General features: G+C 42.8%; 23 protein-coding genes, 3 tRNA genes and 1 pseudogene (1 of these 27 running past the window's edge). 18 read left to right on the top strand and 9 right to left on the bottom strand.

The window, feature by feature from the left end; all coding sequences use genetic code 11:
• The 3 genes and pseudogenes from COT72_05535 to COT72_05525 form a co-directional block, all read right to left on the bottom strand.
• Positions 1 to 921 (bottom strand): annotated as a pseudogene (locus tag COT72_05535) (tryptophan--tRNA ligase) (it extends 175 nt beyond the left edge of the window).
• Between the two features lie 114 nt (positions 922 to 1035).
• Complete coding sequence (locus COT72_05530; GenBank protein PIN99705.1) at positions 1036 to 2244, bottom strand: hypothetical protein; 1209 nt, start codon at positions 2242 to 2244, stop codon at positions 1036 to 1038.
• Positions 2245 to 2280: 36 nt separating this feature from the next.
• On the bottom strand, positions 2281 to 3051 hold the full coding sequence (locus COT72_05525; protein ID PIN99704.1) for a hypothetical protein: 771 nt from the start codon (positions 3049 to 3051) through the stop codon (positions 2281 to 2283).
• Between the two features lie 81 nt (positions 3052 to 3132).
• Here COT72_05525 and COT72_05520 point away from each other — a divergent pair, with 81 nt between their 5' ends.
• The gene (locus COT72_05520) at positions 3133 to 3879 is read left to right on the top strand and encodes a hypothetical protein (protein ID PIN99703.1); all 747 of its coding nucleotides are present in this window, start codon (positions 3133 to 3135) and stop codon (positions 3877 to 3879) included.
• 42 nt (positions 3880 to 3921) lie between these two features.
• On the opposite strand, the gene COT72_05515 is transcribed toward COT72_05520, so the two are convergent.
• Positions 3922 to 4485 carry a peroxiredoxin gene (locus COT72_05515; GenBank protein ID PIN99710.1) on the bottom strand — a complete coding sequence of 188 codons (564 nt, stop codon included), beginning with the start codon at positions 4483 to 4485 and terminating at the stop codon, positions 3922 to 3924.
• A 99-nt stretch (positions 4486 to 4584) separates the two neighbouring features.
• Between COT72_05515 and COT72_05510 the strand changes: the two genes are divergently transcribed.
• Genes COT72_05510 through COT72_05495 form a run of 4 tightly spaced genes read left to right on the top strand, consistent with a single transcriptional unit; the run spans position 4585 to position 7127 of the window.
• On the top strand, positions 4585 to 4965 hold the full coding sequence (locus tag COT72_05510; GenBank protein ID PIN99702.1) for a hypothetical protein: 381 nt from the start codon (positions 4585 to 4587) through the stop codon (positions 4963 to 4965).
• 25 nt (positions 4966 to 4990) lie between these two features.
• Positions 4991 to 5398: a hypothetical protein gene (locus tag COT72_05505; GenBank protein PIN99701.1), complete on the top strand. Its 408-nt coding sequence runs from the start codon at positions 4991 to 4993 to the stop codon at positions 5396 to 5398.
• A 56-nt stretch (positions 5399 to 5454) separates the two neighbouring features.
• The gene (locus tag COT72_05500) at positions 5455 to 6915 is read left to right on the top strand and encodes a hypothetical protein (protein ID PIN99700.1); all 1461 of its coding nucleotides are present in this window, start codon (positions 5455 to 5457) and stop codon (positions 6913 to 6915) included.
• The gene (locus tag COT72_05495) at positions 6912 to 7127 is read left to right on the top strand and encodes a hypothetical protein (GenBank protein ID PIN99699.1); all 216 of its coding nucleotides are present in this window, start codon (positions 6912 to 6914) and stop codon (positions 7125 to 7127) included. Before COT72_05500 ends, COT72_05495 begins: the two co-directional genes overlap by 4 nt.
• 81 nt (positions 7128 to 7208) lie before the next feature.
• Here COT72_05495 and COT72_05490 read toward each other — a convergent pair whose 3' ends face one another.
• Positions 7209 to 8144 carry a hypothetical protein gene (locus COT72_05490; GenBank protein ID PIN99698.1) on the bottom strand — a complete coding sequence of 312 codons (936 nt, stop codon included), beginning with the start codon at positions 8142 to 8144 and terminating at the stop codon, positions 7209 to 7211.
• Positions 8145 to 8219: 75 nt separating this feature from the next.
• Here COT72_05490 and COT72_05485 point away from each other — a divergent pair, with 75 nt between their 5' ends.
• The 5 genes from COT72_05485 to COT72_05465 all read left to right on the top strand — a co-directional run bounded on the left by COT72_05485 (position 8220) and on the right by COT72_05465 (position 12555).
• Positions 8220 to 8504: a hypothetical protein gene (locus tag COT72_05485; GenBank protein PIN99697.1), complete on the top strand. Its 285-nt coding sequence runs from the start codon at positions 8220 to 8222 to the stop codon at positions 8502 to 8504.
• 252 nt (positions 8505 to 8756) lie between these two features.
• Positions 8757 to 8830 (top strand) — tRNA-Phe (locus tag COT72_05480).
• A 23-nt stretch (positions 8831 to 8853) separates the two neighbouring features.
• Positions 8854 to 10374, top strand: coding sequence for a phenylalanine--tRNA ligase subunit alpha (locus tag COT72_05475; GenBank protein PIN99696.1), 1521 nt, complete (start codon positions 8854 to 8856; stop codon positions 10372 to 10374).
• A complete protein-coding gene (locus COT72_05470) occupies positions 10361 to 12013 on the top strand; it encodes a phenylalanine--tRNA ligase subunit beta (protein PIN99695.1) in 1653 nt (550 codons plus the stop codon). The genes COT72_05475 and COT72_05470 overlap by 14 nt, the downstream gene beginning before the upstream one ends.
• A complete protein-coding gene (locus COT72_05465; protein PIN99694.1) occupies positions 12010 to 12555 on the top strand; it encodes a hypothetical protein in 546 nt (181 codons plus the stop codon). The genes COT72_05470 and COT72_05465 overlap by 4 nt, the downstream gene beginning before the upstream one ends.
• On the opposite strand, the gene thiI is transcribed toward COT72_05465, so the two are convergent.
• Positions 12545 to 13708 carry a tRNA 4-thiouridine(8) synthase ThiI gene (gene thiI / locus COT72_05460; GenBank protein ID PIN99693.1) on the bottom strand — a complete coding sequence of 388 codons (1164 nt, stop codon included), beginning with the start codon at positions 13706 to 13708 and terminating at the stop codon, positions 12545 to 12547. The two genes, COT72_05465 and thiI, sit on opposite strands and share 11 nt — an antisense overlap.
• A 230-nt stretch (positions 13709 to 13938) precedes the next feature.
• Between thiI and COT72_05455 the strand changes: the two genes are divergently transcribed.
• The 3 genes from COT72_05455 to COT72_05445 all read left to right on the top strand — a co-directional run bounded on the left by COT72_05455 (position 13939) and on the right by COT72_05445 (position 17421).
• Positions 13939 to 16800: an isoleucine--tRNA ligase gene (locus COT72_05455; GenBank protein PIN99692.1), complete on the top strand. Its 2862-nt coding sequence runs from the start codon at positions 13939 to 13941 to the stop codon at positions 16798 to 16800.
• A 15-nt stretch (positions 16801 to 16815) separates the two neighbouring features.
• A tRNA-Ile gene (locus tag COT72_05450) sits at positions 16816 to 16889 on the top strand.
• A gap of 61 nt (positions 16890 to 16950) precedes the next feature.
• Complete coding sequence (locus COT72_05445; protein PIN99691.1) at positions 16951 to 17421, top strand: hypothetical protein; 471 nt, start codon at positions 16951 to 16953, stop codon at positions 17419 to 17421.
• On the opposite strand, the gene COT72_05440 is transcribed toward COT72_05445, so the two are convergent.
• Positions 17418 to 17960, bottom strand: a complete 543-nt coding sequence (locus COT72_05440) for a TspO protein (GenBank protein PIN99690.1) — start codon at positions 17958 to 17960, stop codon at positions 17418 to 17420. The two genes, COT72_05445 and COT72_05440, sit on opposite strands and share 4 nt — an antisense overlap.
• Before the next feature lie 92 nt (positions 17961 to 18052).
• Between COT72_05440 and COT72_05435 the strand changes: the two genes are divergently transcribed.
• From COT72_05435 to COT72_05425, 3 genes are all read left to right on the top strand, one after another.
• Complete coding sequence (locus tag COT72_05435; GenBank protein PIN99689.1) at positions 18053 to 19417, top strand: dihydrolipoamide dehydrogenase; 1365 nt, start codon at positions 18053 to 18055, stop codon at positions 19415 to 19417.
• Between the two features lie 95 nt (positions 19418 to 19512).
• Positions 19513 to 20082 (top strand): hypothetical protein, encoded by a 570-nt coding sequence (locus tag COT72_05430; protein PIN99688.1) that lies wholly within the window; start codon positions 19513 to 19515, stop codon positions 20080 to 20082.
• A 68-nt stretch (positions 20083 to 20150) separates the two neighbouring features.
• Complete coding sequence (locus tag COT72_05425) at positions 20151 to 20558, top strand: hypothetical protein (protein ID PIN99687.1); 408 nt, start codon at positions 20151 to 20153, stop codon at positions 20556 to 20558.
• Positions 20559 to 20641: 83 nt separating this feature from the next.
• On the opposite strand, the gene COT72_05420 is transcribed toward COT72_05425, so the two are convergent.
• Both COT72_05420 and msrB read right to left on the bottom strand, forming a co-directional pair.
• On the bottom strand, positions 20642 to 22879 hold the full coding sequence (locus COT72_05420) for a hypothetical protein (protein ID PIN99686.1): 2238 nt from the start codon (positions 22877 to 22879) through the stop codon (positions 20642 to 20644).
• Positions 22880 to 22989: 110 nt separating this feature from the next.
• Positions 22990 to 23385 carry a peptide-methionine (R)-S-oxide reductase gene (gene msrB, locus COT72_05415; protein PIN99685.1) on the bottom strand — a complete coding sequence of 132 codons (396 nt, stop codon included), beginning with the start codon at positions 23383 to 23385 and terminating at the stop codon, positions 22990 to 22992.
• A 65-nt stretch (positions 23386 to 23450) separates the two neighbouring features.
• On the opposite strand from msrB, the gene COT72_05410 reads away from it, so the two are divergent.
• Together COT72_05410 and COT72_05405 are read left to right on the top strand one after the other, a co-directional pair.
• Positions 23451 to 23903, top strand: coding sequence for a hypothetical protein (locus COT72_05410; protein ID PIN99684.1), 453 nt, complete (start codon positions 23451 to 23453; stop codon positions 23901 to 23903).
• Between the two features lie 330 nt (positions 23904 to 24233).
• A tRNA-Tyr gene (locus COT72_05405) sits at positions 24234 to 24305 on the top strand.
• The last annotated feature ends 17 nt before the right edge of the window (positions 24306 to 24322 follow it).

Raw genomic sequence — 24322 nt, 5'->3', positions numbered from 1 at the left:
GGTATCAACATCAGGATTGCCGCCATGTTTTCTGTGGAGTTCTACTGTTTCTCGGCCCCCGCTAAATGATTTGCCGATTTTTCGTTTCACATCTTTTGGCGTGTCAGTCGTGTAAATGGTTGAGTCCGGGTCTGACGCGCTCATTTTACCACCCTCTTTGAGTCCAGGAATAAAGCGGTTGTGAATGCTTGCGGGCTTGTAGTATCCCAGTTTAGGCATGATATCTCGAGATATTCTAAAATGAGGGTCTTGGTCAATGCCATGCGGTATTAGACACGGCACGTTTTTTCCTTGACGCACGCTTTCTAAGAATGCAGGTACTGCCTGCATACTGGTAAAAAAACTCAAACCAACATTCGTGCTGTTATCAAACCCAAACACTGCTTTTACTGTTGAAAACGTTAAGCGTTTTGCAACGCGGATTGCCTGATTGTACAACGTCTTTGAGTAGTCTGTATCAATGATGATTTCAGTGTTTTTTGGTTTAAACCCAAGAGCGATAACATCAAGCGCATTGTCAAGGGCAAAACGCTTTGTTTGGTCTGCTTCAAGGTCAGGGTTAAACAAGTATTTCTCATCGTCAGTAAGTTGAAAGATGAGCTTAACATTAAACTTGTCCTGTAACCATTTGGTAAAAACCCACGGCACAAGGTGACCTAAGTGCGTGCCGCCAGAGGGGCCTCTGCCCGTATATAAATAGAAAGGGTTTCCGTTCTCGTACTGGTCAAGTAACCAGTTCACGTCTCGCTGTGAAAAAAAAATTCCGCGGCGAAGCATGAAATGCAAATCTCCCGTGTGTTTTTTGACGCGTTCTAAGAGCTTGTTGTCTATTTTTTGGGTGCCAAATTGTTTGATGAGTTTAGCATAATCAACCGTACCAGTTACCTCATAGGGTGTTACAATAAACTCATCTTTTGCCATTACGTAGTACTAGGTATCCCGGCTATTATAATGTTTTTGAGAATACGCGTGTGTTACTATTCACCAAAAAAAATCAGGTATTATGTGAGTGAATAATTCTGCAGGGTGTAACTATTAATATTCTGCACATTTCATTGCGTGCAAGAGCATGCCTGAACTCCACGCAAAGTCTTCTTCACTTTTAAAAAACCAGCTTTTGAGGGGTTTGCCCGTACTCTGGTACACTTCATGGATTTGACCCTGCTTTTCAATAAGATTTTCAATTTTTTCAAGCTCATAGCGCGCATCACTTTTCCTTCTATTCATGGCAAGTACCTGCGCATAGAGCGCGCCAAGCCACAGCCAGTGTGTTGTGTCCTGATAATCAGAAATTCCTACGAAGCGTGCATTTCTGCCAATGCGCCAGAGCGGGACTTTTTTGTTTCGCGTTTTTAGACCAAAAGGTTTGTTCATTTCAAATTCTTCAATTTTTTCAAGAATTGATTTTGTTTGCTTTGGCGTTGCCACGTTGTAGAGAATAGCAAGCAAGTTTCCAGCAGCATTCAAGTTATTGCCACCCTCGCCAACAAAATCATTAAAGTAACCGTCCTCATTCCAGAACGTACTTTGAATGCTTTGTTCAAGCGTTTTCTCCCGTTGCGCATTCTTTTTTTGTGTATGCGCGTCTTTTGCGCGGCATGCAACAACGCGAAATGCTTCTTTTGCAAGCATGTTTTGGTAGATGTCACTGCCAAAATCATCAGGATGCATGCGCCCCGCGTGGCCAAGCATTTCTTCAAAAAAAGAAAGTTTTCGTTTGGTCTTATTAATAGAATCCTCCCACCCGCTAAAGGCCTGCATGCGAATACTGCCCGTCATGTCAACGCCCTGTTTTGCAAGCCAGTCTGCTGCGCAGACCATGTTGTGATAGAAAGTGGGATGCGCTTGTGTTTTCTCAAGAAAATAATCATAAGAAATAATCGTAATCGCGCTTGAATCAACATCAACTGTTCCGGCATACGTGGTGTAGCTTGGTGTGAGCGGAAAACGTTCAGACTGGCGGATGTCAAAAATGTTAAACGTAAGTGGTCCGCGAAGCAGGTTGCTTGGTGTAGGGCTCACAAAGCGGGGTATTTGACCGCTTTGATGCTGGTGTAAAAAAAGCACGTCAAAACTTTTTTTTGACGGCACGATATCCCCAATATCAAGAATGCCGGGAAGAGCAAAGCCAAAGTCTCGCGCCCACAAGTCACGAAACATGCGTGAACCTGCTCTAACATAACCTCCTTTTTTCGCGTATGCTGCGCGCAGAGAAGAAACACACACCGCATGAAGCAAAGACATGTATTTACTAATAAGCGGAGGGATTAAAAAGAATTTCTACCATGCACGCTCAGAAACAAGGTTTACAAGAGAGGTGCGCGTGGCATGCAGTTCTTTTGTATCGTTGTCAAAACGCAAGCCGCGAACAAAAGCATCCAATACACGAAATTCATCATAAATAGCATCAGCAAGGTGGTTAATACGTTCTTTCTCGGCTTTAGCTTCTGTCGTTTCCAACAAGTTTGGCTGATGGAATACTGCAAGAACATAATACGCAAACGTGTTTGCCGTGCTTTGGTCTTCAATAGTCATGTTCTCAAATTCAGAGAACAAATCAAGACGCATCTTAATCTCGTTATCCATTGCAGAAAAGAAGGGTGTATATGCGTTATGCAGTTCAAGAAGCATACCCCGCATGGAAGCAACGTTTTGCGCGCCAAGAAGAGGTGTGTATGCACTAACGCGTGTATGAACACGCGACATGCGCTCATTGAGCTGTGATTGCTCTTTAAGCAAATAATCGCGAACTCCGCGCTGGTCGTCTTGTTGTTTTACAAGTTTTGCAGTTTGTGCGCGCACGTTTCGTGCAAGGTCATTGCTAAGCGTATGAGATGCAGGAGTATCTTTGAGAATGCCATGAAATTTATTACTCTGACCATAGACAATAAATTTGTTTATGCTGCGATAAAGAAGAGGAGCAACAGACATAATGTTTTGAGAAGATTTGTTATACTTTCTTTCAGAACGCACAAGCGCCAATTCGTATGATTTAAGCGTGACTGCAAGGTCGCGTTCAAGTTCTGACCAGTGTTTAAATATGTCGTGCATGATTTCTTGAATTATACACAGACATTAAAAATGTATCTGTTATAACAAAAAGCATAAAAATGGCCTGCTACTCAAGCAAATATGGCACAAAACACGCTTGAACAACGATTTTTGGACTATTTTAGCAAAGGCCGTGTTGTTGGCTCAAACATTCTTGACCAAACCCACTTTATCAATTACAAACTTCCCGCGCAATTATGGAATGAGGCGATTCAAACGCGATTCATTCCTGAATTTTTCAACAGTCTCACACCAGCTCCTGACTGTATTGTTACTATTCGAAATTCAGGACCGTTTCTTGCGTCCTTTCTTTCATGCGCGCTCGGGCTTGATGTTATTGGCATTTCAAAAGGCGAGCCCGCAACATTTAAAGGAAAAAAGGTATTAACGCAAGATGTTGAATCGCGCACGTATGGAACAAAAGAAACACTCTACCTTCCTCTTGACTTGCTTACCAATCAAGTAACACAAGAACCCTACACGAATTGCGTGCTTGTTGATGATTTCTCAGGCAGGGGAAAAACAATGCGCACAGCAACACAACTCGCAACTGACGCGGGATTGCACGTGCGTGGCGCGTTTGTTGGCGTTTCTAAAACATTTGAAGGAGGTCTTGAACTCATTGCAAACACCGGCCATGTTGCGCGTGTTGAGTCCGCAGTGCACGTTTCACGCATTGAGCGCTACACTAAACAGTTTTCGCGCGTATCAATTGAACGCGTGCTTATGCGTGATTTTGAAAAATCAAAAGCAATATATATGCCCTATCAGGAAAAAAAAGATTCAAACAACTATGAATACACTAACATGCGCCATCATTGTGTTTAGGCATTACCCGTTTTTTCAAATGCTAAAGCAATAAAAAGTGATTTAGATTTTTCCAACCAAGTTCAAGCCCGGCTTGAGCGTCTTACTGTTTGGCGTCCAGCTTGCAGGACACGCTTCTCCGCCATGCGTGTACACGTATTGGGCTGCTTGAAGCTTTCTGATAAGCTCGGTTACGTTTCTGCCAATGCTATTAGAATTCATTTCCACAGCCACAATTTCTCCTTCAGGGTCAATCAAAAATGTTGCGCGCCAACTGAGGCCTTCACCGTCAATATAAGTTCCATACGATTTGCAAATGTTTCCTGTTGGGTCTGCGAGCATAGGAAATTTTATTTTTTTAATTGTATCTGACGCGTCATGCCAAGCTTTATGCACGTATTCAGTATCCGTACTTACGCTAAGCACTTCAACTTTGAGTTTTTTAAGTTCATTATAGTAGTCTGCAAGTTCTCCAAGTTCTGTTGGGCATACAAACGTAAAATCAGCAGGATAGAAAAAAAGAATAATCCATTTTCCATGATAGTCTGAAAGTTTTATTGTTTTTATTTGGTCGTTATGATATGCTTTTGTTTGAAAGTTAGGCGCCTTCTCCCCAATAAATGCCATTACTGTTTCACCACACATACGCTAAAACCATTCAAATTAATAAGGTTTTACCCAATTTCAAGGTACATTTAAATCCAAAGAATTAAATCAATTAGAATAATGAATTTTGGCGAGTTTATTATTTTCGTCGGTTTTCTTGTAGTAGGCGTTGCTATCATGATTGCAGTGCTTAGCTCAAGCAGTTATGTGACACGTATTCCTGAAGAGTATACGCGCTTTGCGCAATGCCTTACGCAAAAAGGTGCAAAACTGTACGGCATTGCAGGAACCACACATTATGATGAGGCGCAAACCCTGTTTGGCATTAGCTGGGAGTACGTGACCTTTATTGATTGTTCTGTGCAGAGGAGTGTGTGCATTGCTAGTGGAGTAAACAAGTATCCAACATGGATGTTTGCTGATGGTTCAAAACGCACACAACCCATGACATTTAGCCAGCTTGCAAGCAAAACAGGCTGTGCGCTTCCAAGCATTATTTGATAAGCGGTATGCTTAAATGCAAACCATGATTGAAACAAGAGTAGACATGAATCCCAAATATGTGGTTGGACTGGGTGTTATTGGCGTGTTTGCCGTACTTCTTCTTGGGGGTGCAACAATTAGCGGATTTTTTGTCAGCGAACCTGGCAAGTATGATGAATTTGCGCAATGCCTTACCATGAGTGGTGCAAAAATGTATGGCACGTATTATTGTGGCGCCTGTACAAAACAGAAAGCACAGTTTGGCTCAAGCATAACATTTGTTGAGTATGTTGAGTGTGATTTGGGCAATGGACAAGGTCTTCGAAAGGCGTGTGTTGATAAAAACATTCAAAGCACGCCTACATGGATTTTTAGTGACGAGTCGCGATTAGTAGGATTGCAACCATTAGATGCGCTCGCACAAAAAACGGGTTGCAAACTACCCCAATAGTAACGCATAAAAACCAGTACTTCTAGGGATAAGGATATGGGTCAGGTGAATGTTTTATGAAAAAAATACTTTTCGCATCCGCGCTCGCACTCATATTCTTAGTGAGTGGCGCGTTTGCACATGACGAGTCATTTCGACCAGTCATTAAACCGGGAGATGAGCTTGGTTACTTCATATTCCAAAATGAGCATAATATTTGGACGCTTTGCGGTAACGGAGACTCAAAAACTAGTGGGCAGTACCATGTGCTCACAGGAAATATAACAACTGACACAGGCTTTTGCGGTGTGCGACCATTTGCACTTGAACGACGTGACAAGTTTCGCATTAATGATACAGCCATTCATTTCAACGCACGTGTTGGACCACACTTTGATTGTGTGCGATTTGTGTCTGAAAGTAATGCGGTTTTGCTCTCGCTTGCTATTGACGGGAACGAAACTGACCGCATCTATTTTGGAGCAGATAAAGAACGCGTAGTTGACGGACGCGTTGAGGGAAGCGCAATTGATAAATGCCCTCAAAAAGCAGAGAGCGTTCCTGCAGCATACGCGCTTGTATCCTGTCAAAGCGACAGTGATTGCGCAAGTGACCAAGCGTGTATTGAGGCTATTTGTTTGAACGCTCAAGAAGCACTTGATGAGGAAGAAGAGATTGATGAAGATGAGCAGGATGACGAATTTGAGTCAGAGCTTGAAGAAGCAAACATTATCTCAAACAAAACCCGTCGTGAATTGCTTGCAATAACAACGCAACACGGCTGGGAGGTACGCATGCTCCAGCTTCAAGAAGCAATTGAAAAAAATAGAGCGCGCGCAAATGAAATTATTGCAGATATTCAAGAAAAGAATGAGAGTAATGACGTAAGCGGGCTTGACGCAATCGTGCTTGAAATGCAGGCATTAAGTGAGGATGTGTTAAACGCATCACAACAAGAATACAGCGAAAACAACGTGCGCTTGTTTGTTGATTTTAAACATGACGCAATTGAATTAACAACACAGTTTAAAGACGCTGCTCACGTGTTTTTGAGAGCTCAAGAACGGGAAATAATTCGCGAGCGCCAAAGAACTGCCGTGGATGAGCGTGTGCAGGCAATCAAAGAAAAGGTGCGAAGTCGTGTGCACGAGTACAATGCAGAGAGGATTCGCTCGCTTCTTGCAAATTCAGACATAAACGCAACAGCAATTGCACAACGCATCAGACAAGAAAATTTGAGTGTTGGAGAAATAAAACAGGAAGTCAAAAACCGCATTGACCGGCTTGAACCGCAACAACGACAAGCAATTGCAAACAATGTACGTATTGCAACAAACCTTGTTCAAACCGCGCGCAACCGGATTGCTGACGTGGTAAACGAGGACATTGTTGAGCGGCAAAAAGAGCGCATTCAAGAAAGGATTGAACAAGTTGACCGGAAATTTAATCTAACCGGAATCGCTCAACACGTAAATGTTCGCTTAAGAAACGTGTTACGCGCGAGTATCGTGCAAAACAATACGGCGGTGGAAGAATGAAAACAGGAATTGTTCTTGTAATCGCGCTCATTGCAATAAGTTTTGTGAGCGGTTGCACACAACTGTATGACAGGGATGTGACCGGAGACCAGGGCGATGCTGTGGCATCAAATGAGACTCAGAGCATTTCTGATGCATCAGACGTTGCAAACAGTGTTGAAGGACAAATCATTGATGAAGAAGAATCAATTGACATTGGAAGCATAATCTAGACGTAAAAAAAAGTTTTTTTCTTTTTTTTTCTTTCTCTTTATTTTCAAAGCGCGTACACCGGTAAAAGCCGGTTTAAGCGCTCAAAGCGCGTACGCAATAAGTTCTGAAACATCTTTAAAATAGTTTTCTTCAAGATATGCAAGCAGCGTTTTAGAAAACCATTCAAACACGTAGGGTCCATGCGTGATGTAGCTTGTGAGCAATCCCACTGCATGAGCCCCGTGTGCTAAGAGTTCTATTGCTTTTTTTGGATGGTCAACACCGCCAATGCTCACAATAGGATTTGTTGTGAGCGCGCCAGCACTGGTGAGCGCTTGGAGCGTGCGTGAGTAAAGCTTTTTTCCGCTCATGCCATGATATGAGTTAATAAGCGTAAAACCAACATCGTGCGCATCAAGCGCGTCAACAATGGAGGCAAGGTTATGTGTTGGCCCAAGCTTGACAAGCACCTCTTTTTTGTGCTCGCACAAGCGAACAATATCTTCTTCTAAAAACATGCCGTGCTCCGTGTTTGGACAGCTCATATTAAGTTCAACAAGCGATGCATGCGGCGCGATAGTTGTATATACTGTTTCAACATCAAAAACAGTGTCTCCGCCAATGCTTGCAATAACCGGAAGGTCTTTTGTTTTTTGCAATTCATAACTCCATGCCCGCATGCCGCGGTTTGCAAGCCCAACATGATTAACAAGACCTCCAGGGTAGCGAAACACGCGGGGGTGGGGGTTTCCTTTTCGCTTTGTTGGAGTAATAGTTTTTGTAGTTACTACACCTGCGCCAAGATTTCGCACGCCGCGCAGCATGCGCGCGTTGTGCGCGTAGCCTGCGCCAAGAATAAATGGGTTGTCAAAAGTGTGGGAGAATAATTGAGTATGTAACTTTTTACTGCGCACGCCCGCGCGCAGGGGAAAAAATGATATGAGTTCTCCTGCCTTCTCTGCAAAGCGTGGCGGAAGGTGATAGATACATGAATCATAAAAGGACTGGTAGGTGCGAACATGCCACATACTACGCATTAGTGTTAGTTTTTATTTAAGACTTTTTTGACAAAAGAGTAAAGCCTTATTATCTCAAAAAACATAATAACTACTATGAAAACAGTAAAGGATGTTTCTATCAAGTATGAAAAGAAGGCAGAACTTGTTGAATTGCTGTGGCGTATCCCTTACGCAATCGCGTGCGGGCTTGTGCTTTGGGTGTTTCAGCTTTTTATTGGGGTTGTGATAGTATTCCAGTTAATTCACATCATTGCAACAAGTAAGCGACACAAAGCATTGCACGCGTGGACACACATGTACCTGACCTACGCGGTTCACGTAGTTTCATATCTGCTTTTGCTCACTGATGAACGACCGCCAATCATTCCTGACATGTAACAAAACAATTTTTTGATGCGTGTTAGGTTCTTTTGCGCATCATTCTTTCTTTTTTTAAGACTGACAACAAACTATTTAAGTATGCGTAATCTGTGTGTGAATTATGACCGGTGGTTCATGCCTATTTCGGGACTGACTCCATCATTGCTTTTTCTAAACATGGTTTTAAAAATGTCTGGTGATACACTTGTTTGTAAAGAGAAACAAATAAAAAACAAGGAGGTGTTCGTGTAGGTCGTGCTTCCAATATATGGGGCTGTAGCTCAGCCTGGGAGAGCGCACGGCTGAAGACCGTGGTGTCGCGTGTTCAAATCACGCCAGCCCCACTCACACACCGTACACAGTATGTATGACACAAACATTGCACCCTCTTGAAACACACATTCTCAAAATATTATCTAACAAGCCCCAGCGCGTGATAGATATTATTAAAAAAACAGGTCTTGACCAGGGTCAGGTTCGAAAAGCGCTTGCCTGGCTTGCTGACAAAGAACTTGCGCACGTTGATCAAGAAGCGCAACAAATTATCTCACTTGGACAAAGTGCAAAGAAAAGCAGGATAAGCGGGCTTCCTGAAAAGCGCGTGTTAAAAATAGTAGAAAAAAGTCCGCAACCAATGAGTATTATTAGGGCAAAACTTGATAGTGATGAATTCAACCATGCTATTGGGTTTCTTAAAAAACAAGGATATGTAAGCATTCTTGATGGTGTGGTGCACGCAACAAGTCTTGGCAGGGGGTACTATTACTCAAAAACAGATGAGGAACGCGTGCTTGAGCTTCTCTTTGAAAAAGAATATGATTATCATCTGCTTCCAGAAGAATTACAAACAACAGTTCATGAGCTTGCAAAACGAAAAGGCATGATTGAAATAAAAAATCGTGTGCAACGCGCATACAATATCACCAAAAAAGGCGTTGAGAAACGCTCAAAAGTACAGGATAAAGCCCTTACGGGAAAACTTACACCTGCTCTTCTTAAAAAAAAGGAATGGGGTTTGTTTCGCGAATATGATATTCATGTGACCGCACCTCGCGTGTATGGCGGGAGAAAACATGTTCTTCGTGAAATTGAAAAACGGGTAAAAGAGATTTTTATTGAAATGGGCTTTGAAGAAATGCGCAGCAATTTTGTTGATACTGCGTTTTGGAATTTTGACGTTATGTTCTTCCCTCAGGACCATCCGGGCAGAGAAATAATGGACACGTATTATCTTGATTTTCCAAAAGAAGGCAATATTCCCCGCGGGCTTGCAAAAAAGATTAAAGACATCCACGAAACAGGTGGAAGCACGGGTTCAAAAGGTCATCAGTATGAGTGGAGTGAACGCGTTGCTAATCAATTGTTGCTTCGCGCGCACACCACTCAAACATCATTTCGCTATCTTGCAAAAGGCCGCGCACCGCCGTACAAGTATTTTAGCGTTGACCGTGTCTTTAGAAATGAAACTCTTGACGCCACCCATCTTAACGAGTTTCACCAGATTGAGGGGTTTGTCGTGGCAAAAGGCTTGACACTCAAAAACTTGTGTGGCATGTTCAAGGAGTTCTACCAGAAAATTGGCGTGAACAAAGTCAAGTTCAAACCAACATACAACCCGTACACTGAGCCAAGCATGGAGATTTTTGGGTATTGGGAATCGCAAAAAAAATGGTTGGAGCTTGGCAATTCAGGCATGTTTAGACCTGAAACGCTCAAACCCCTGGGCATTACCGTTCCGGTGATTGCGTGGGGTCTTGCGCTTGAACGCCTTGTTCCGTTTCAGTACAAAGTAGATGATATCAGGCAAGTGCTTGGTCATTTTGTGGATATTGATAGCATTCGCAATGCACACCTAATAAGAGGTTTGATTGAATATGGTAGTACTTGACACCACACTCTCACGCATGCAAGATTTGCTTAGTGAAAAAATCAGTGTTGACGAGCTTGAAAAAACACTTTTTGATATGGGTTTTGAACTTGAAAGCGGTGCAGGTGATAAGATAAAAATCGAACTCACGCACGACCGTCCTGACTTGATTGCACCGCAAGGACTTGCACGAGCACTGCGTTATTATCGAAAAAAACAACGCGGACTGCCCCACTACAAAATAGTTGACAACAACGCGCAGTTCATTGTTGATGCAAGTGTTAAAAAAATTCGACCCTACGCAGTTGGCTGCATTATCAGAAATATCACGTTTACTGACGCATTAATTAAGGAAATAATTTGGGTGCAGGAAAAACTGCACGCAACACTTGGTCGTGACCGAAAAAAAGCAGCAATCGGGATTTATCCTCTTGAACACATTAAAACCCCCATTACCTATCAAGCAGAAAGCCCAAAAGAGATTCAGTTTGTCCCGCTTGGCAAAACACGTGAAATGAACGCTAGTGATATTTTGCGAACGCATGAAACAGGTCAAAAGTATGCGCACTTGCTTAACGGATGCAAAACATATCCTGTTATTCGAGATGCAAAAAAACGCGTGCTTTCAATGCCGCCAATTATTAACAGCAATCAAACCGGCCGTGTGACCAAAGAAACAAATGCAGTGTTTATGGAAGTCACCGGAACGCATTTACCAACCATTAACAGCGTGCTCACTATTCTTGCAACAATGTTTGGTGAGGAAGGCGCAACAATTGAAATAATGCACACAAAAATGCAGGGTAAAACAATCAAGACACCGGCACTTGAGCCCATGCGCATGCGCGTGGGTGTTGAGAACGTGAGTGAAACGCTTGGTGTGGATTTTACTGAAGAAAACATTGCTGACTTGCTCGCAAAGATGGGCTATGAAACATCTCGTTTTAGAAGCGGAGTTCTTGAAGCCCGAACACTTCCCTATCGTGTTGATGTGTGGCACGAGATTGATATAATTGATGATGTTGCACGCGCGTACGGGTTTAACAATGTAGGAACTGAACTGCCAAATGTAGCAACAACAGGCAACCTGCTGGAGCGCACCCGTCTTCTTGACAGTATTCGCGATGTCATGGTTGGCCTTGGACTGAGTGAAACGTTCACGTTTGCATTAAGCACAAAACAGGACCAGTACTCACGCATGAACATCAAAGAAGACGTGCATGTAAGCGTGGGAAAGTCAAAAGCACCAATTGATATGGTCCGAACGTGGTTGCTTCCTGAATTAATGAAAAATCTTGAGCAAAACGCGCACAAACAGTACCCAATTAGCCTGTTTGAGGCAAGTGATGTTGTCCTCCTTGATGATGTGTCAGACATAAAAACACGAAACGAAACCAGACTTGCCGCGCTCCTGTGCGCGGGCGATGCTGATTTTACGCGCATCAAAAGCGTTCTTGACGCAGTGTTTCGCGCACTCAACATAGAATACTCATTAAAAGAATCAAAGCACGCAAGCTTCATTAAAGGACGCGTGGGCGACGTGTTTGTTGGCAAAAAGAAAGTGGGCGTGATTGGTGAAGTACATCCAAAAGTAATTACAACATTTGGTATTGAACTGCCTATTGCCGCGTTTGAAATTGATATTGAGTCAGTCTTATGAAAACCCGTCTAGAAGGAGAGCATAGTATTTTGCGCGCGCTTGAAAAAAAAGATGCGCCCGCACTTAAAGAACAGGCAAATGACAAAGATGTTTCGCGCTACACCACATCAGTACCGCACCCGTACACTCTCAAGAACGCGCGTGATTTTATCACTTACGCAAAAAAGGCGCGTGAATTGCGAAAAGAGTACATTTTTGGCATTGAAATTAAAAAAACAGGAGCACTAGCAGGGGTTATTAGCCTCATGGAACTTGACGTGCGCAAGCAAAAGCGCGCAGAACTTGGGTACTGGATTGGCAAAGCATACTGGGGAAAAGGAATTACAACAAAAGCAGTGCAACTCATTCTTGAGTACGCATTCAACACGCTTAAGCTGCATCGTGTGTACGCGTACGTGATAGCAGAGAATTCTGCGTCCCAGCGTGTGCTTGAAAAAACAGGTTTTAGAAAAGAAGCGCGTGAATTAAAAAGTCATGTGAAAGATGGCATTTGGCATGACGTGTTCATGTACGCGCAGTTAGAAGAAGAATTCAATACGTGATGCGTTTTGCATTTCTTACCGCACTATAAACCAGTTCTTTGATATCAAGGGATTTTTCAAACAAGTCTATCTGGGATGATTTTGCGTTAAGCTCAGGATGTTTTGCTACAAGAAAACTGCAACAATCATTGTAGGGCAGAATTGAAATAGGATAGGTTCCAATTTTTTCTGCAAGGTCAATGATTTCCTGTTTATTTGAACCAATAAGCGGGCTTAAAATAATCTGGTCTGTAACGCTTCGAACCGCTCGCAGGTTGTCAAGGGTTTGTGATGCTACCTGTGACAAGCTATCCCCCGTAACAAGCGCTTTTGCGCCTTCTTTTTTCATCACGCGCTCGCCAATGCGCAGCATGAAACGGCGGTACACAATCATGCGGTAGCGTGGAGAAACGTGCTTGACAATTTCTCGCTGCACAGCATCAAAAGGAACAATGTAGAGGCGCATATTAAGCTGGTAGCGCGCAAGTTGCTTTGCAAGCTGCTCTATTTTGTCTTGTACACCGCTTGAAATAATAGTTTTGTTCATGCAATGCACCAGCACGACTGTTGCGCCGCGCTTCATCATAAGAAATGAAGATACCGGGCTGTCAATACCCCCTGAGAGAAGCGATACTATTTTTCCTGCAGTCCCGCTTGGCAGGCCGCCAAAAGCATCATATGTTTCTGCGTGTACATATGTTTCTTGCGGAGTAACTTCAATGGTGATAGTGAGTCCCGGATTTTTCATGCGCACGTTTTTCTTTGTTTTTTTGAGAACATGAGCGCCAACGTCTTCGTTGATTTGTTGTGAGTTAAGAGGAAATTGTTTCCATGCGCGTTGCGTGCTGATTTTAAACGTGGTTGCATTTGCGTATTTTGCAATAGTAAGCGCTGCTTTTTTAATCTCATCAATCTCGCTTTTAACAACAAGGCATGGTGAAAAGTTGACAATGCCAAGAATGCGCTTAAAATCAGATCTAACATTGTTGAACGGTTTTGAAAGTTCAACAACAAGCCGTCCTGCGCGGCGGTGCACGTGAATTGCTGAGTCTGAGAGAATTGAGCGCGCGTTTTGCAGGAGCGTTGATTCAAAAAATGAGCGGTTTTTTCCCTTTATTATAATCTCAGCGTAGTGTGCTACAACATGCGTGTAATTAATAGTCATCACTAACATAAAATGCGCACGTGGATTTTAACGTTTTGATAAAAAAGGGGGGCGCGCTCTTAAGTTAGTAGTAGAATGCTAGTGGGGTCATAACATATACCAATACTTTTTTAAATAAAAGGGGTGTACTCTCACATCATGGTATGTGGTGATTATCCCATTTTTGGGAGCTGTCCCATTCTATAACAATACCCCTAGCATTATGTATGCCAATTCTTATAACAATTTGGTGATTAACCATGAGTTTTGATGATTACACAATTACTTCTGATTGGGAAAAAAAAGTGTTAGCATTCTGGAAAAAAGAAGGACTCAACGAGAAAGTCTTAAACAAGAATGAAGGTTCAAAGCGAACATTCTCGTTTTTTGACGGGCCACCAACGGCAAACAACCCAATGGGAGTTCATCACGCGTGGGGCAGAACCTACAAAGACACCTATCTTCGCTTTAAACGTATGCGCGGGTATCACGCACGTGCACAGCCTGGTTTTGACTGTCAGGGATTGTGGGTTGAAGTTGAAGTTGAAAAAGATTTGAAGCTCAAAAACAAAAAAGAAATTGAAAAATATGGTATTGGCAAGTTTTGCAGAACATGCAAAGAACGCGTGCTTCACTTTTCAAAGGACTGGATTAAGCTCTCAAAGCAGTTAGGCATGGTCATGGATTGGGATAAACCCTATTATACCATGAGCGATGAAAATAACGAACTGGTCTGGACATTCTTAAAAAAGTGTCATGAAAATGGGTGGCTTGAGCAAAGCGAGCGCGTAAGCCCGTGGTGTCCTCGTTGCGAAACCAGTCTTTCTTCTCACGAAGTTGCAGGCGAATACGCTGACCGCACACACGAATCAGTGTACGTCAAATACCCGCTTGCAGGAAAAAAAGGAGAGTACTTGTTGGTATGGACTACAACGCCCTGGACGCTTCCTTCAAACGTAGCTGTTGCAGTGCATCCTGACCTGGAATATGCGCGCATAAAACACAAAGGCGACATTCTCTACCTTGCAAAAGATTTGATTTCAGCCCTTGAGGGAAAACACGAGGTGGTGGGGACGCTTCGCGGCGCTGAGATGGAAGGTGTTGTGTATGATAACACGTTTTTAGAACTGCCTCAACAGCACGGCGTAACGCCCCGCGTGATTGTAAGCACTGAGGTAAGTAATGAAGAAGGAACAGGTATGGTTCATATCGCGCCGGGCCATGGTGAGATTGATTACCAGCTTGGAAAAGAAAATGATTTACCAGTTCTCTCACCAGTTAATGATGATGCAACGTATGATAAGACTGCTGGTTTTTTGCAAGGAAAAACAGTAATGCAGGGTAATGCGCTTGTAAAAAAACATTTTGAGAAATTAGGATTGCTCTACACCACACGAAACGTTGCGCACCGTTATCCAACGTGCTGGCGCTGCCATTCTGATTTAATTTACAAAACAACGCGCGGCTGGCACATTCTATCTGATGAGATTCGTCCAAGAATGATACGTGAAGCAAAAAAAGTAGTATGGTATCCAACGGGTATTCGAAACCGTATGCTTGATTGGCTCAACGGCATGAAAGACTGGAATATTTCTCGAAAACGCTATTGGGGAAACCCCCTACCTATCTGGAAATGCGATTCGTGCAGCGCATATGAAGTGATTGGAAGCAGAAATGAGCTTGCCAGAAAAGCAATCAAAGGAATGGACAGTCTCAAAGAATTGCACAGGCCATGGATTGACAAAGTAGTTCTCAAATGCCCTGACTGCAAAAGCGAAATGCATCGCATCAAAGAAGTAGGTGATTGCTGGCTTGATGCGGGTGTCATGCCATTCTCAACCCTTGATTATCTTACTGACAAAAAGCAATGGAGAAAATGGTTCCCCGCAGATTTCATCACAGAAATGATGGAACAAGTGCGCTTATGGTTTTATGCCATGCTCTTTATTAGCGTCACACTTGAAGACCGCGCGCCATACAAGATGGTGCTTGGCCATGGCATGGTGCTTGACGAAAAAGCAGAGAGTATGCACAAATCAAAAGGAAACGCGATTTGGGGTGAAGACGCGCTTGAAAAGTTTGGTGGCGACGTGATGCGCTGGATGTATTCTGATGCAAACCCTGCAATGTCTATGCGCTTTGGCTACACAATCGCACGAGAAGCAAAAAACACGCTTAATGTGCTTTTGAACACGGCAAAATTCGTGCGCACGTACTGCGAACTCAATGAGTTCTCACCACGAGACGTAAAAGCACTTGATTTTGAGAGCCGCTGGATAATCTCACGGCTCAACTCAACGATTCGCAAAGTAACTGATGAACTGCGTGGGTTGCATCCGCACTTTGCAAAAAAAGCCGTAGAAGATTTCTTTCTCAACGACTTTAGCAGGTGGTATGTCAAGCTTATTCGCGCAAAAGTAAAAAAAGAAAGTGAGTACAAGTACAAGGAGGGTGTTCTTAGCACACTCTACACGGTCATGCGCGAAGTAACACAACTGTGCGCGCCATTCCTGCCGTTTTTGAGTGAAGCAATATACCAATCATACTTTAAGCAGTTTGAAAAAGAAGAAAGCGTACACTTGCTATCTTGGCCAACATCAAAAGATGCACGCATTGATTTAGGTGTTGAAAAAGAAATGGAAACAGTTCAGCACGTTGTTGAACGCGTGCTTGCACTTCGTGATGAGAAAGGTCTTAGAATTCGCTGGCCACTTCAAGTAGCATACACACAAAAGAAATTGTCACAAGAAGCAAAAGCGCTCGTAGCAGATATGTGCAATGTGCTTGAAGTAAAAACCGTGAAGATAAAACCACATAATGCACACGGCACAGATGCGGCAAGCATTGACATAAAAGAAACAAAAGAGCTCGCACATCTTGGCTTGGTTCGTGAGATTACGCGGACCGTGCAGGCGTTTAGAAAAGAGAATACATTGAGCGTTGGAAGCGAGCAATCAATGACATACAAAGCAGATAAAACCGTTTCAGAGGTAATTGCAAGCGAGCAAGAAAATCTTTTTAAATTGACAAGCACTCGGTTAGAACCGGGAAACGCAAAGAAAGAATTCACGCTTAAAGTGCGTGATACCTCGCATAAACTCGCGCTTTCACTAGTAACGTGAGAGTGCAAAAAACATGGGCTCATGGCGCAGTCTGGTAGCGCGCACGACTGATAATCGTGAGGTCCTGAGTTCAAATCTCAGTGGGCCCACTCAATTTTTTTTCACCGTGTTTCATAATAATTATAAACACGTACATTTTTGACAAAAAGTATGACAAACATTATTTCAACACAAAACACGTATTCAAAAAAAAATGATAAGCCTTTTTGGGGTTATGCAATTATAGAGAATAATATTCTCTGGTCAAATCTGTATCTTGGCACAGGCACGGCTGAAAGCTACCTTACTACGAGTTCAAGAACGTTTAAAGGCGCGATTCTCAATGCAATTCTCAAGCGCGAAATGTTTCATGATGTTGATTTTGAACAGGTGAGCATAAAGCCTGACGGTGAAATAGAATTTGAAAACGAAGACGCTCTTGAAGACCTCTTTGATAGTGCCATCACCCTTGAAGCCTATCGAAGTAAGGATGTTCAAAGCGAAGTGTACAAAGTCTTTATGGACCTGCAAACGAATACCCGTGATATTATCAAAAAGATGAAAAAGGACCGTTGCATTCAAAAAGTTAGTTTACTCCCTCTTGTCAAAGCATACCTGCAGCGTCCCCGCAACCTGATTTAATTAAGCAACCAAACGCCAAGGTTGAGAAGTGTTGCAAAGCTAATCCACACAAGATAGGGTATAAGAAGGTATGCTGCTGGTTTTGACACGCGGTAAAAATACTGCATAGTAATGAGAACTGATGCGATAAGAAGCAGGATAACAAGCAGTCCAACAAACAGGTTTTCAAGGCCAAAAAACGCAATTGACCAGAGCGTGTTGAGGGCGAGTTGTTTTGTAAACCAGATAAATCCCTGTTTTGCATCAGAGGAATTGACTTTTTTGTGCGTTGCAACAAGAATTGCTGAGACAATCATCAAAAGATAGAGTGTTGACCCGACTGGTCCAAACACCGCGTTTGGTGGAGTAAACCATGGCTTATTGAGAATCGCGTACCAGGTGTCTATTTTTTGGTAGGTGAAAACAAAACCAATAATCGCCGCAAGAACGGGAAGTGATGCAAAAAAGAAGATTCGAAATGCAGAGTTAGCATACAGGTCATCTATGAGCGTTTTTAATCTATTTGAAACGCTTTTTTTGCGTGAAAACAAGAAGACCATACGTTCTGTATTCTTGCAAGACGCATTAATTAAGGTTTTTGTGCAAAACTTAAAATGCAGAACAAAACAAAAATAATACTGGGTGCGGGAATGTGATAAAATCATATGACGTGGTTGTAATTGGTTCAGGCTCAGGGCTTATTATTGCAAATAAGGCGGCACAAAGTGGTTTGAAAACAGCGCTGGTGGATAAAGGGCCGATGGGGGGAACCTGTCTTAATGTGGGGTGTATTCCTTCCAAACTGCTTATTCATCCGGCTGACGTTATTATGGACATTCGAAACGCAAAAAATTTTGGCATACAGACAAGGATTTCAACTGTTTCTTTTGAAAAAATAATGAATCGCATGCGAAGTATTGTGAGCAAAGAAAATCAGGAACTAACCGCCGGGGTCAAAGGTTTTCGCGGCTGGGATTTTTATCAGGGAAGCGGTGAGTTTATTGATAACTACACTCTTCAGGTTGGTGCGCAGAAAATCAAAGGAAAACATATTTTTATTGTTGCAGGTTCACGACCCTTTATTCCGCCAATAAAAGGATTAGACACGGTAGAGTACTTGACAAACGAGTCTGTTCTTACCGTAAAGCACGCGCCTAAAAGCATGATTATTATTGGTGGCGGCTATATTTCTGTTGAGTTTGCACATTTTCTTGAAGCAATGGGCATTACTATTACTATACTTCAAAGGGCAAACAGTCTTGTAACCCAAAGTGAGCTAGACATAGCGCGAGCGCTTGAAAAAGAGCTTAAAAAAAGGATGACTATAGTGACGGGCATTGACGTGAGTGAAGTGAAAAAAACAAAAAGTGGCGTGAGCGTAACTGGCTACAACCGTAACACAAAGAAGAAACAGACGTTTGGGGCAAAGACCATTCTTGTTGCAACAGGAAGAGTATCAAACGCAGACCAGTTGCGTGTTGAAAAAACTGGCGTGAACGTAAACGAGCGGGGTTTTATTGAAGTTGATGAGTATTTGCAAACAAGCAAGAAAAATATTTGGGCGCTTGGCGACGTGATTGGAGCATTCATGTTCAAGCACATGGCAAATCGTGAAGCAAGTGTTGTGTGGAAAAACAGGGGTGCAAAAAAGAAACAAAAAATTGATTATACTGCGGTGCCAAGCGCAATATTTACCCATCCTCAAATCGCGAGCGTAGGGCTTACTGAAGAACAGGCAAAAAAAGAGCGTGACGTGCTTGTGGGGGTTGCGCGCTATTCTGATGTGCCAATGGGTCTTGCAATGAGGGATACAACTGGTTTTGCTAAAGCCATTGTTGATGCTGAAACTCGAAAAATAGTTGGATTTCACATCATTGGTCCGCACGCGTCTATTCTTATCCAGGAAGTAGTGAATGCTATGAGTCTTGGTGGGGAATTAAAAAATATTGGGGCAGGAATGCATATCCATCCCGCGCTTCCAGAACTGGTTATTAAAACGCTTAACAACATTGCATGAACACTGCAGGAATCTTGGAAAAATAAAAGGGTTGAGAATGATTAATATTTTTAAAGCATAATCTGCTCTAAAAAAAGGTAATGGGTGATTGATGTATGGCAGAAAAAAAAGAAAAAAAATTAGAACACAAAAAGAAATTGCAGGACACGTGGTGGAGAAAGTACACCAGCAAACACGTTGATGATGACCTTGAAGAGTTAGAAGGAGAGTTAGAAGAAGATTTTGGCTCATTTCCAAAAATTCAGCGCAAATTTGAGCGCGCAATTGCCCCGCTCTTCAATGACTTTTTTGACACTGGTTTTTTCAACACCATGCGCATGCCCCGCCTCAAAATGGAAGACGGCCTTTTTAGAAAACCGCTCGCGCAAGTGGAAGAAACAGATAAGCATGTTATTGTTCGCGTTGAATTGCCGGGCATGCAAAAAGAAGATATCAGTATAACCGTTGAAGGTAGAGCGCTTATTATTGACGCGTCTGCAGGAAGTGAAAAGCAAGAGGAGCACTTGTACGCCAAGAAGTATCGGGGTTTTCGCTCAGTTATCAAGCTCCCTGCTGATGTTGAAAAAAAAGCAAGCAAAGCAAACTATGAGGATGGCATACTCACGGTTAAACTTCAAAAAAAAGGTCCTGCACAAAAAGATTCAGGGAACATAACTATAGAATAATCCCTGCATTTTTTTTCTTTATTTTTTCACAATCTATTAATATACCCTCTGCCTGACCGTTTGTTAGTATGGCACATAACACGCTTATTTTGTCGCTCTTTTTTGCAAGCGCGCTTTTCATAACCGGATGCACGCAATACACGGGTTATTCTGATTTAGAAAGTGCTGCAGAAGCGGAGAATATCGCGCACGCAAATAACACGTCTCAATCAACGACGATTGTTGGCGAGTACAGTGCAAATGAGGTTGCAGTCCACAATAGTGTTCAGGATTGTTGGATGATTATTAACCAAAACGTGTATGATGTTACTGCATACGTGAGTGCTCACCCGGGTGGTCCTACAATTCTTGACGGGTGTGGTATTGATGCAACAGAATTGTTCGAGACGCGACCAAGCGGGAGCGGCACGCCACATTCGCAGGGCGCTCGCAACATTCTTGCACGCTACTTTATTGGAACACTCACACAACAATAACAAAATAAAAAATATCTTTTTTCTTTATTTTTTTTTAAAACGATTAGACTCACGTCTTGACAAGAAAAAAAGTGTTGGGGGGTTTAAAATCCCCATATCTGGTCTGGATCGTCTTGTTCAATGAGCTTTTCAAGAACATCGCTGGTCCACGACTTCACAATATGAATGCCCTGCGGTCCGGGACTAGAGTAGAGCATATCGAATTTGACATCAGTGTTTCCAAACGGTCCTTTAGACCAGGTGTACCCATTGCCATAGGGGGTAACGCCTTGAAAGCTTCCGCGTGCGATGTGAAAGAGGTTTCCCATTGCAAGGTATTCTGACGTGTGGAAGTGGCCGCTAATTGAGAGGTGGGCGCGTTTGAGTTCACCACGGTCATAGCCACGATGCAGGATATTATTGTGGCTTCCATCATGACCGCCTCCCTTAAATTGGTGGGTTAAAATCGTGTTGTAGCCATTAATCGCATTCTCGCCGAAGGCTTCAATTGCTTCATGGTGATACCACATGCTAATGTTGCCTTGAGCAGTTTTTGCAAGGAGTTTATGATTCTTTTTCTGGATTTCATCAAAAATAGGTTCTTGAAGGTCTATCATTTCAGCCTTGCTCTTGATTTGTTCAATAAGATACGGACCAAATGACCAGTTTTCACCTTTTTGGATTGCCATAAGTTCTAAGTGGTGTCCGCCAATCACATACCAGTCAAGGTTGCCGTTCATTCCTTTAATAAGAGAGTTTGAGAGTTTTCCAGTCATGCGCTGTGCTACGCGTATTTGATTTTCTAAAGAGAGGTCAAAGCCTTCAAGAAATTCCTGAAAAGCACGTTCACCATTTTGTCGTGCTCTATTAATTTGTGCGCGAAAATCTTCTGCGGGTGGCACGGGATTGTCTGATTTGTTCGCTGATGCCCAGTGTCCGGCTTGCAGGATGTCATCGAGTCCTGCAATTGCATCAGGCTGTTCTTGTGCAGTAATCTGAATTGCTTTTCGAAGGAGCGAATGATACGTGTCAGCACTCCCCACATGCCAATCACTGTGCAGAGCCATTGAATGATATGTTTTTGGCACGCGTTTATTGCTATCAAGAAAATCTTTGCCAATCCATGCAAGTGAGTGCGGTGTTGTTCCCTCACCTACGTAGAGAACAGGAATGCCCAGTGGCGCGTTCATACGGTCATGTCTCTTTGTTGTTTCAAGCGCGCTTGTTTGAAGTTTTCTCCACTTAAAACCTTCTGAGGGGTCTTCAAAGCTTGGAATCTGCATCAGGTATGAGTATTTGTGTTGGTCTTTATACCATCTAAACGGTTTGAAGTGCATAGTGCCATGCATTCCCTGCACCATAAAATCAGGAAGCGTTCCTTCATTGCCAAGTCTGCGCTCAGCACTTGCAACAAGGTTAGCAAAGCCTGAGCGTTGCGGTGAACGAGCACTAGTAAGGTTTGCTGCGATTTCAAATGAATGACCATAGATATCATCATTAAACTTAAAGCCTGCAACCTCAATCTTTGGTATTTTTGAATTAAGAAGGTCAATATACATTTGGCGCTGTCCACGGAATGCCTCATGAATAGTGTGCTGGTCAAGGTCACTTTTACTCTTCATTTTCTTAACGGGCTTTTCACCAAAAAAGTCTTTGTCATGTTCTTTGACCAGTTTTCTCGTTTTTTTTCGATATTCATCAACTTGTTTTTGGTACTCTTCAGGATTTGATTCCTCTAATCCTGCGTCAGGCACATCAACGGTTTTTCCGTTTTGTGCTGCCCATTGCGAGAGCGAAAGCATGTAATCAACTTGTTCTGGTTGGTTTCCAAGCGAGCGAAGTGTGTTGAGCTCATAGCGATTGACTTTTTCGTTAAGTTCTCCAACCGTTCGTACAACCATCTCAATTTGGTCGTGACTGCCAAGGGTGTAGATAAGTCGTTTTATTTTCCAGTCTTTGACTTGGTGTGCAAAATAATCAATTTTGTCGTCAAGTTCATTAAGCTCTTTGATTTCTGTTCCAATTTTTTGTCCATTAATTTTTTGGGGTTCATATCGTGTGCGATTAAGTGGTCGTTTAAAATGAGTTCCCACCCAGTCACGGTTTCGCGCAAACGTGTCGTGGTCTCCAATACTTGTTGCAAAATTTCCTGCAAAAACAGCAAGTTCTGCTTCTAACTCTTCAGTAATTCGTTTTGCACGATAAAAACGGCGAGGCGAGTATGTGCTAATATCCATGTTAAGGTTGTCAAAGAATGGTATTGGTGCATGAATGTAATCTCCAACAATGTGTTCAAGGGTCTTAGGCAAGGTTTTCACCCCATATACCAATAGTACATGCACAGAAGGTGAGTTTTTTAGAAAAATGCGTATAAGACTTTTCCCTCATCCTACACTGTGATACTGCGCTGATGTTTTTGAAGATTTCTATTATTCACCCACATTTAACAGTGTTAGTCACTTTTCTTGAACTCGAGTGATACGGAGTTTACGCAAAATCGTTTTCCAGTTGGCTTTGGTCCATCATCAAATACGTGTCCTAGATGGCTTCCGCATTTTTTACACAGTATCTCTGTGCGCACCATGCCCGCACTGGTGTCTGTTCGCGTTTTGATTTTGGTCTTGTCAAGCACATCATAAAAGCTTGGCCACCCGCAATGACTATCATATTTTGTTTGCGAGCTAAACAGAGGTTCACCACATGCTGCGCACGTGTATGTTCCTTTTTCCTTATTGTAGAGCAGTTTTCCTGAGAATGGTGCTTCAGTTTCTTTTTTGCGAAGTACGCGGTATTGTTCTGGTGTAAGTTCTTTCTTCCATTCCGCCTCTGAGCGCTTCATACTACCCATTACGTAGTTTGTGGGTTAAATAGTTTAGGAAATTATTAAAAATCAGACTGTTCTCAAATGAGTTCATGCGACCAGATGATGTTAAAAAACTCATTGCTGAAGGCAGCGTTAATGCTGAAGTTGTTGAGCACTCAGCAAGCGGTAAGACAAGTGACATGGCAGCGATTGCAATGGGCATTCCCCTTGCTATGATTGCAAAAACCATTATTTTTACGAAAAATAAGAAGTTTGCTGCAGTAATGACATTAGGCCCTATTCGCGTGAATAATAAATTAATTCCTGGTTTTCGCGGGGCCCGTCTTGCACGGCCTGAAGAATTAAAAGAATTGCTTGACAAAGAGCCGGGAGAAGTGTGCCCGCTAGAGATTCCAGAGAGCGTGCCCTTTTTTCTTGACGCGTGCGTGATGCAAAAAAATGTTGTGATGAGTAGTGCTGGTTCAAAATTTGCAGGGCTTAAAATCGCGCCACAAGAAATTTTACGCGTCACGCATGCACAAGTTGCAAAAGTAAGTGAGTAATGTTTCATTTTTATTGCACACAAAGCTTAAAAGTGTTTGAACGCACCAAAAAGAGCATGAGACGTGATACACGCCGGTATGTAATGCGCCACTAATGGCAGACCTTGTTATGGGTGAGTGTCTTTATCTCTCTTCTTCGAACTAAACTTCATCCGACCGTGTTGTTTGTGTTTGACAATCTTGCGTGGCGCGGTAGTTTGACACAAAGCGTTGTGTGGTTTTCAAAAAAGCAGAATATGCCAAAATCTACGGTGTGGCATGCGGTGCGTTCGTTGCGAAAAGATGGATTTCTAGATGAGCGTGGTTTGACTAAACAAGGATTATTGTTTTCCCACAGTAGCTCAATGGTAGAGCACGCGGCTGTAGACCGCGGGGTTGCAGGTTCAACTCCTGCCTGTGGGACTAAAGATAACATTAAA

The organism is archaeon CG10_big_fil_rev_8_21_14_0_10_43_11, assembly GCA_002763265.1.
GTDB lineage: Archaea > Nanobdellota > Nanobdellia > PEZQ01 > PEZQ01 > PEZQ01.
This window is presented reverse-complemented; position numbering and strand designations above follow the sequence as displayed.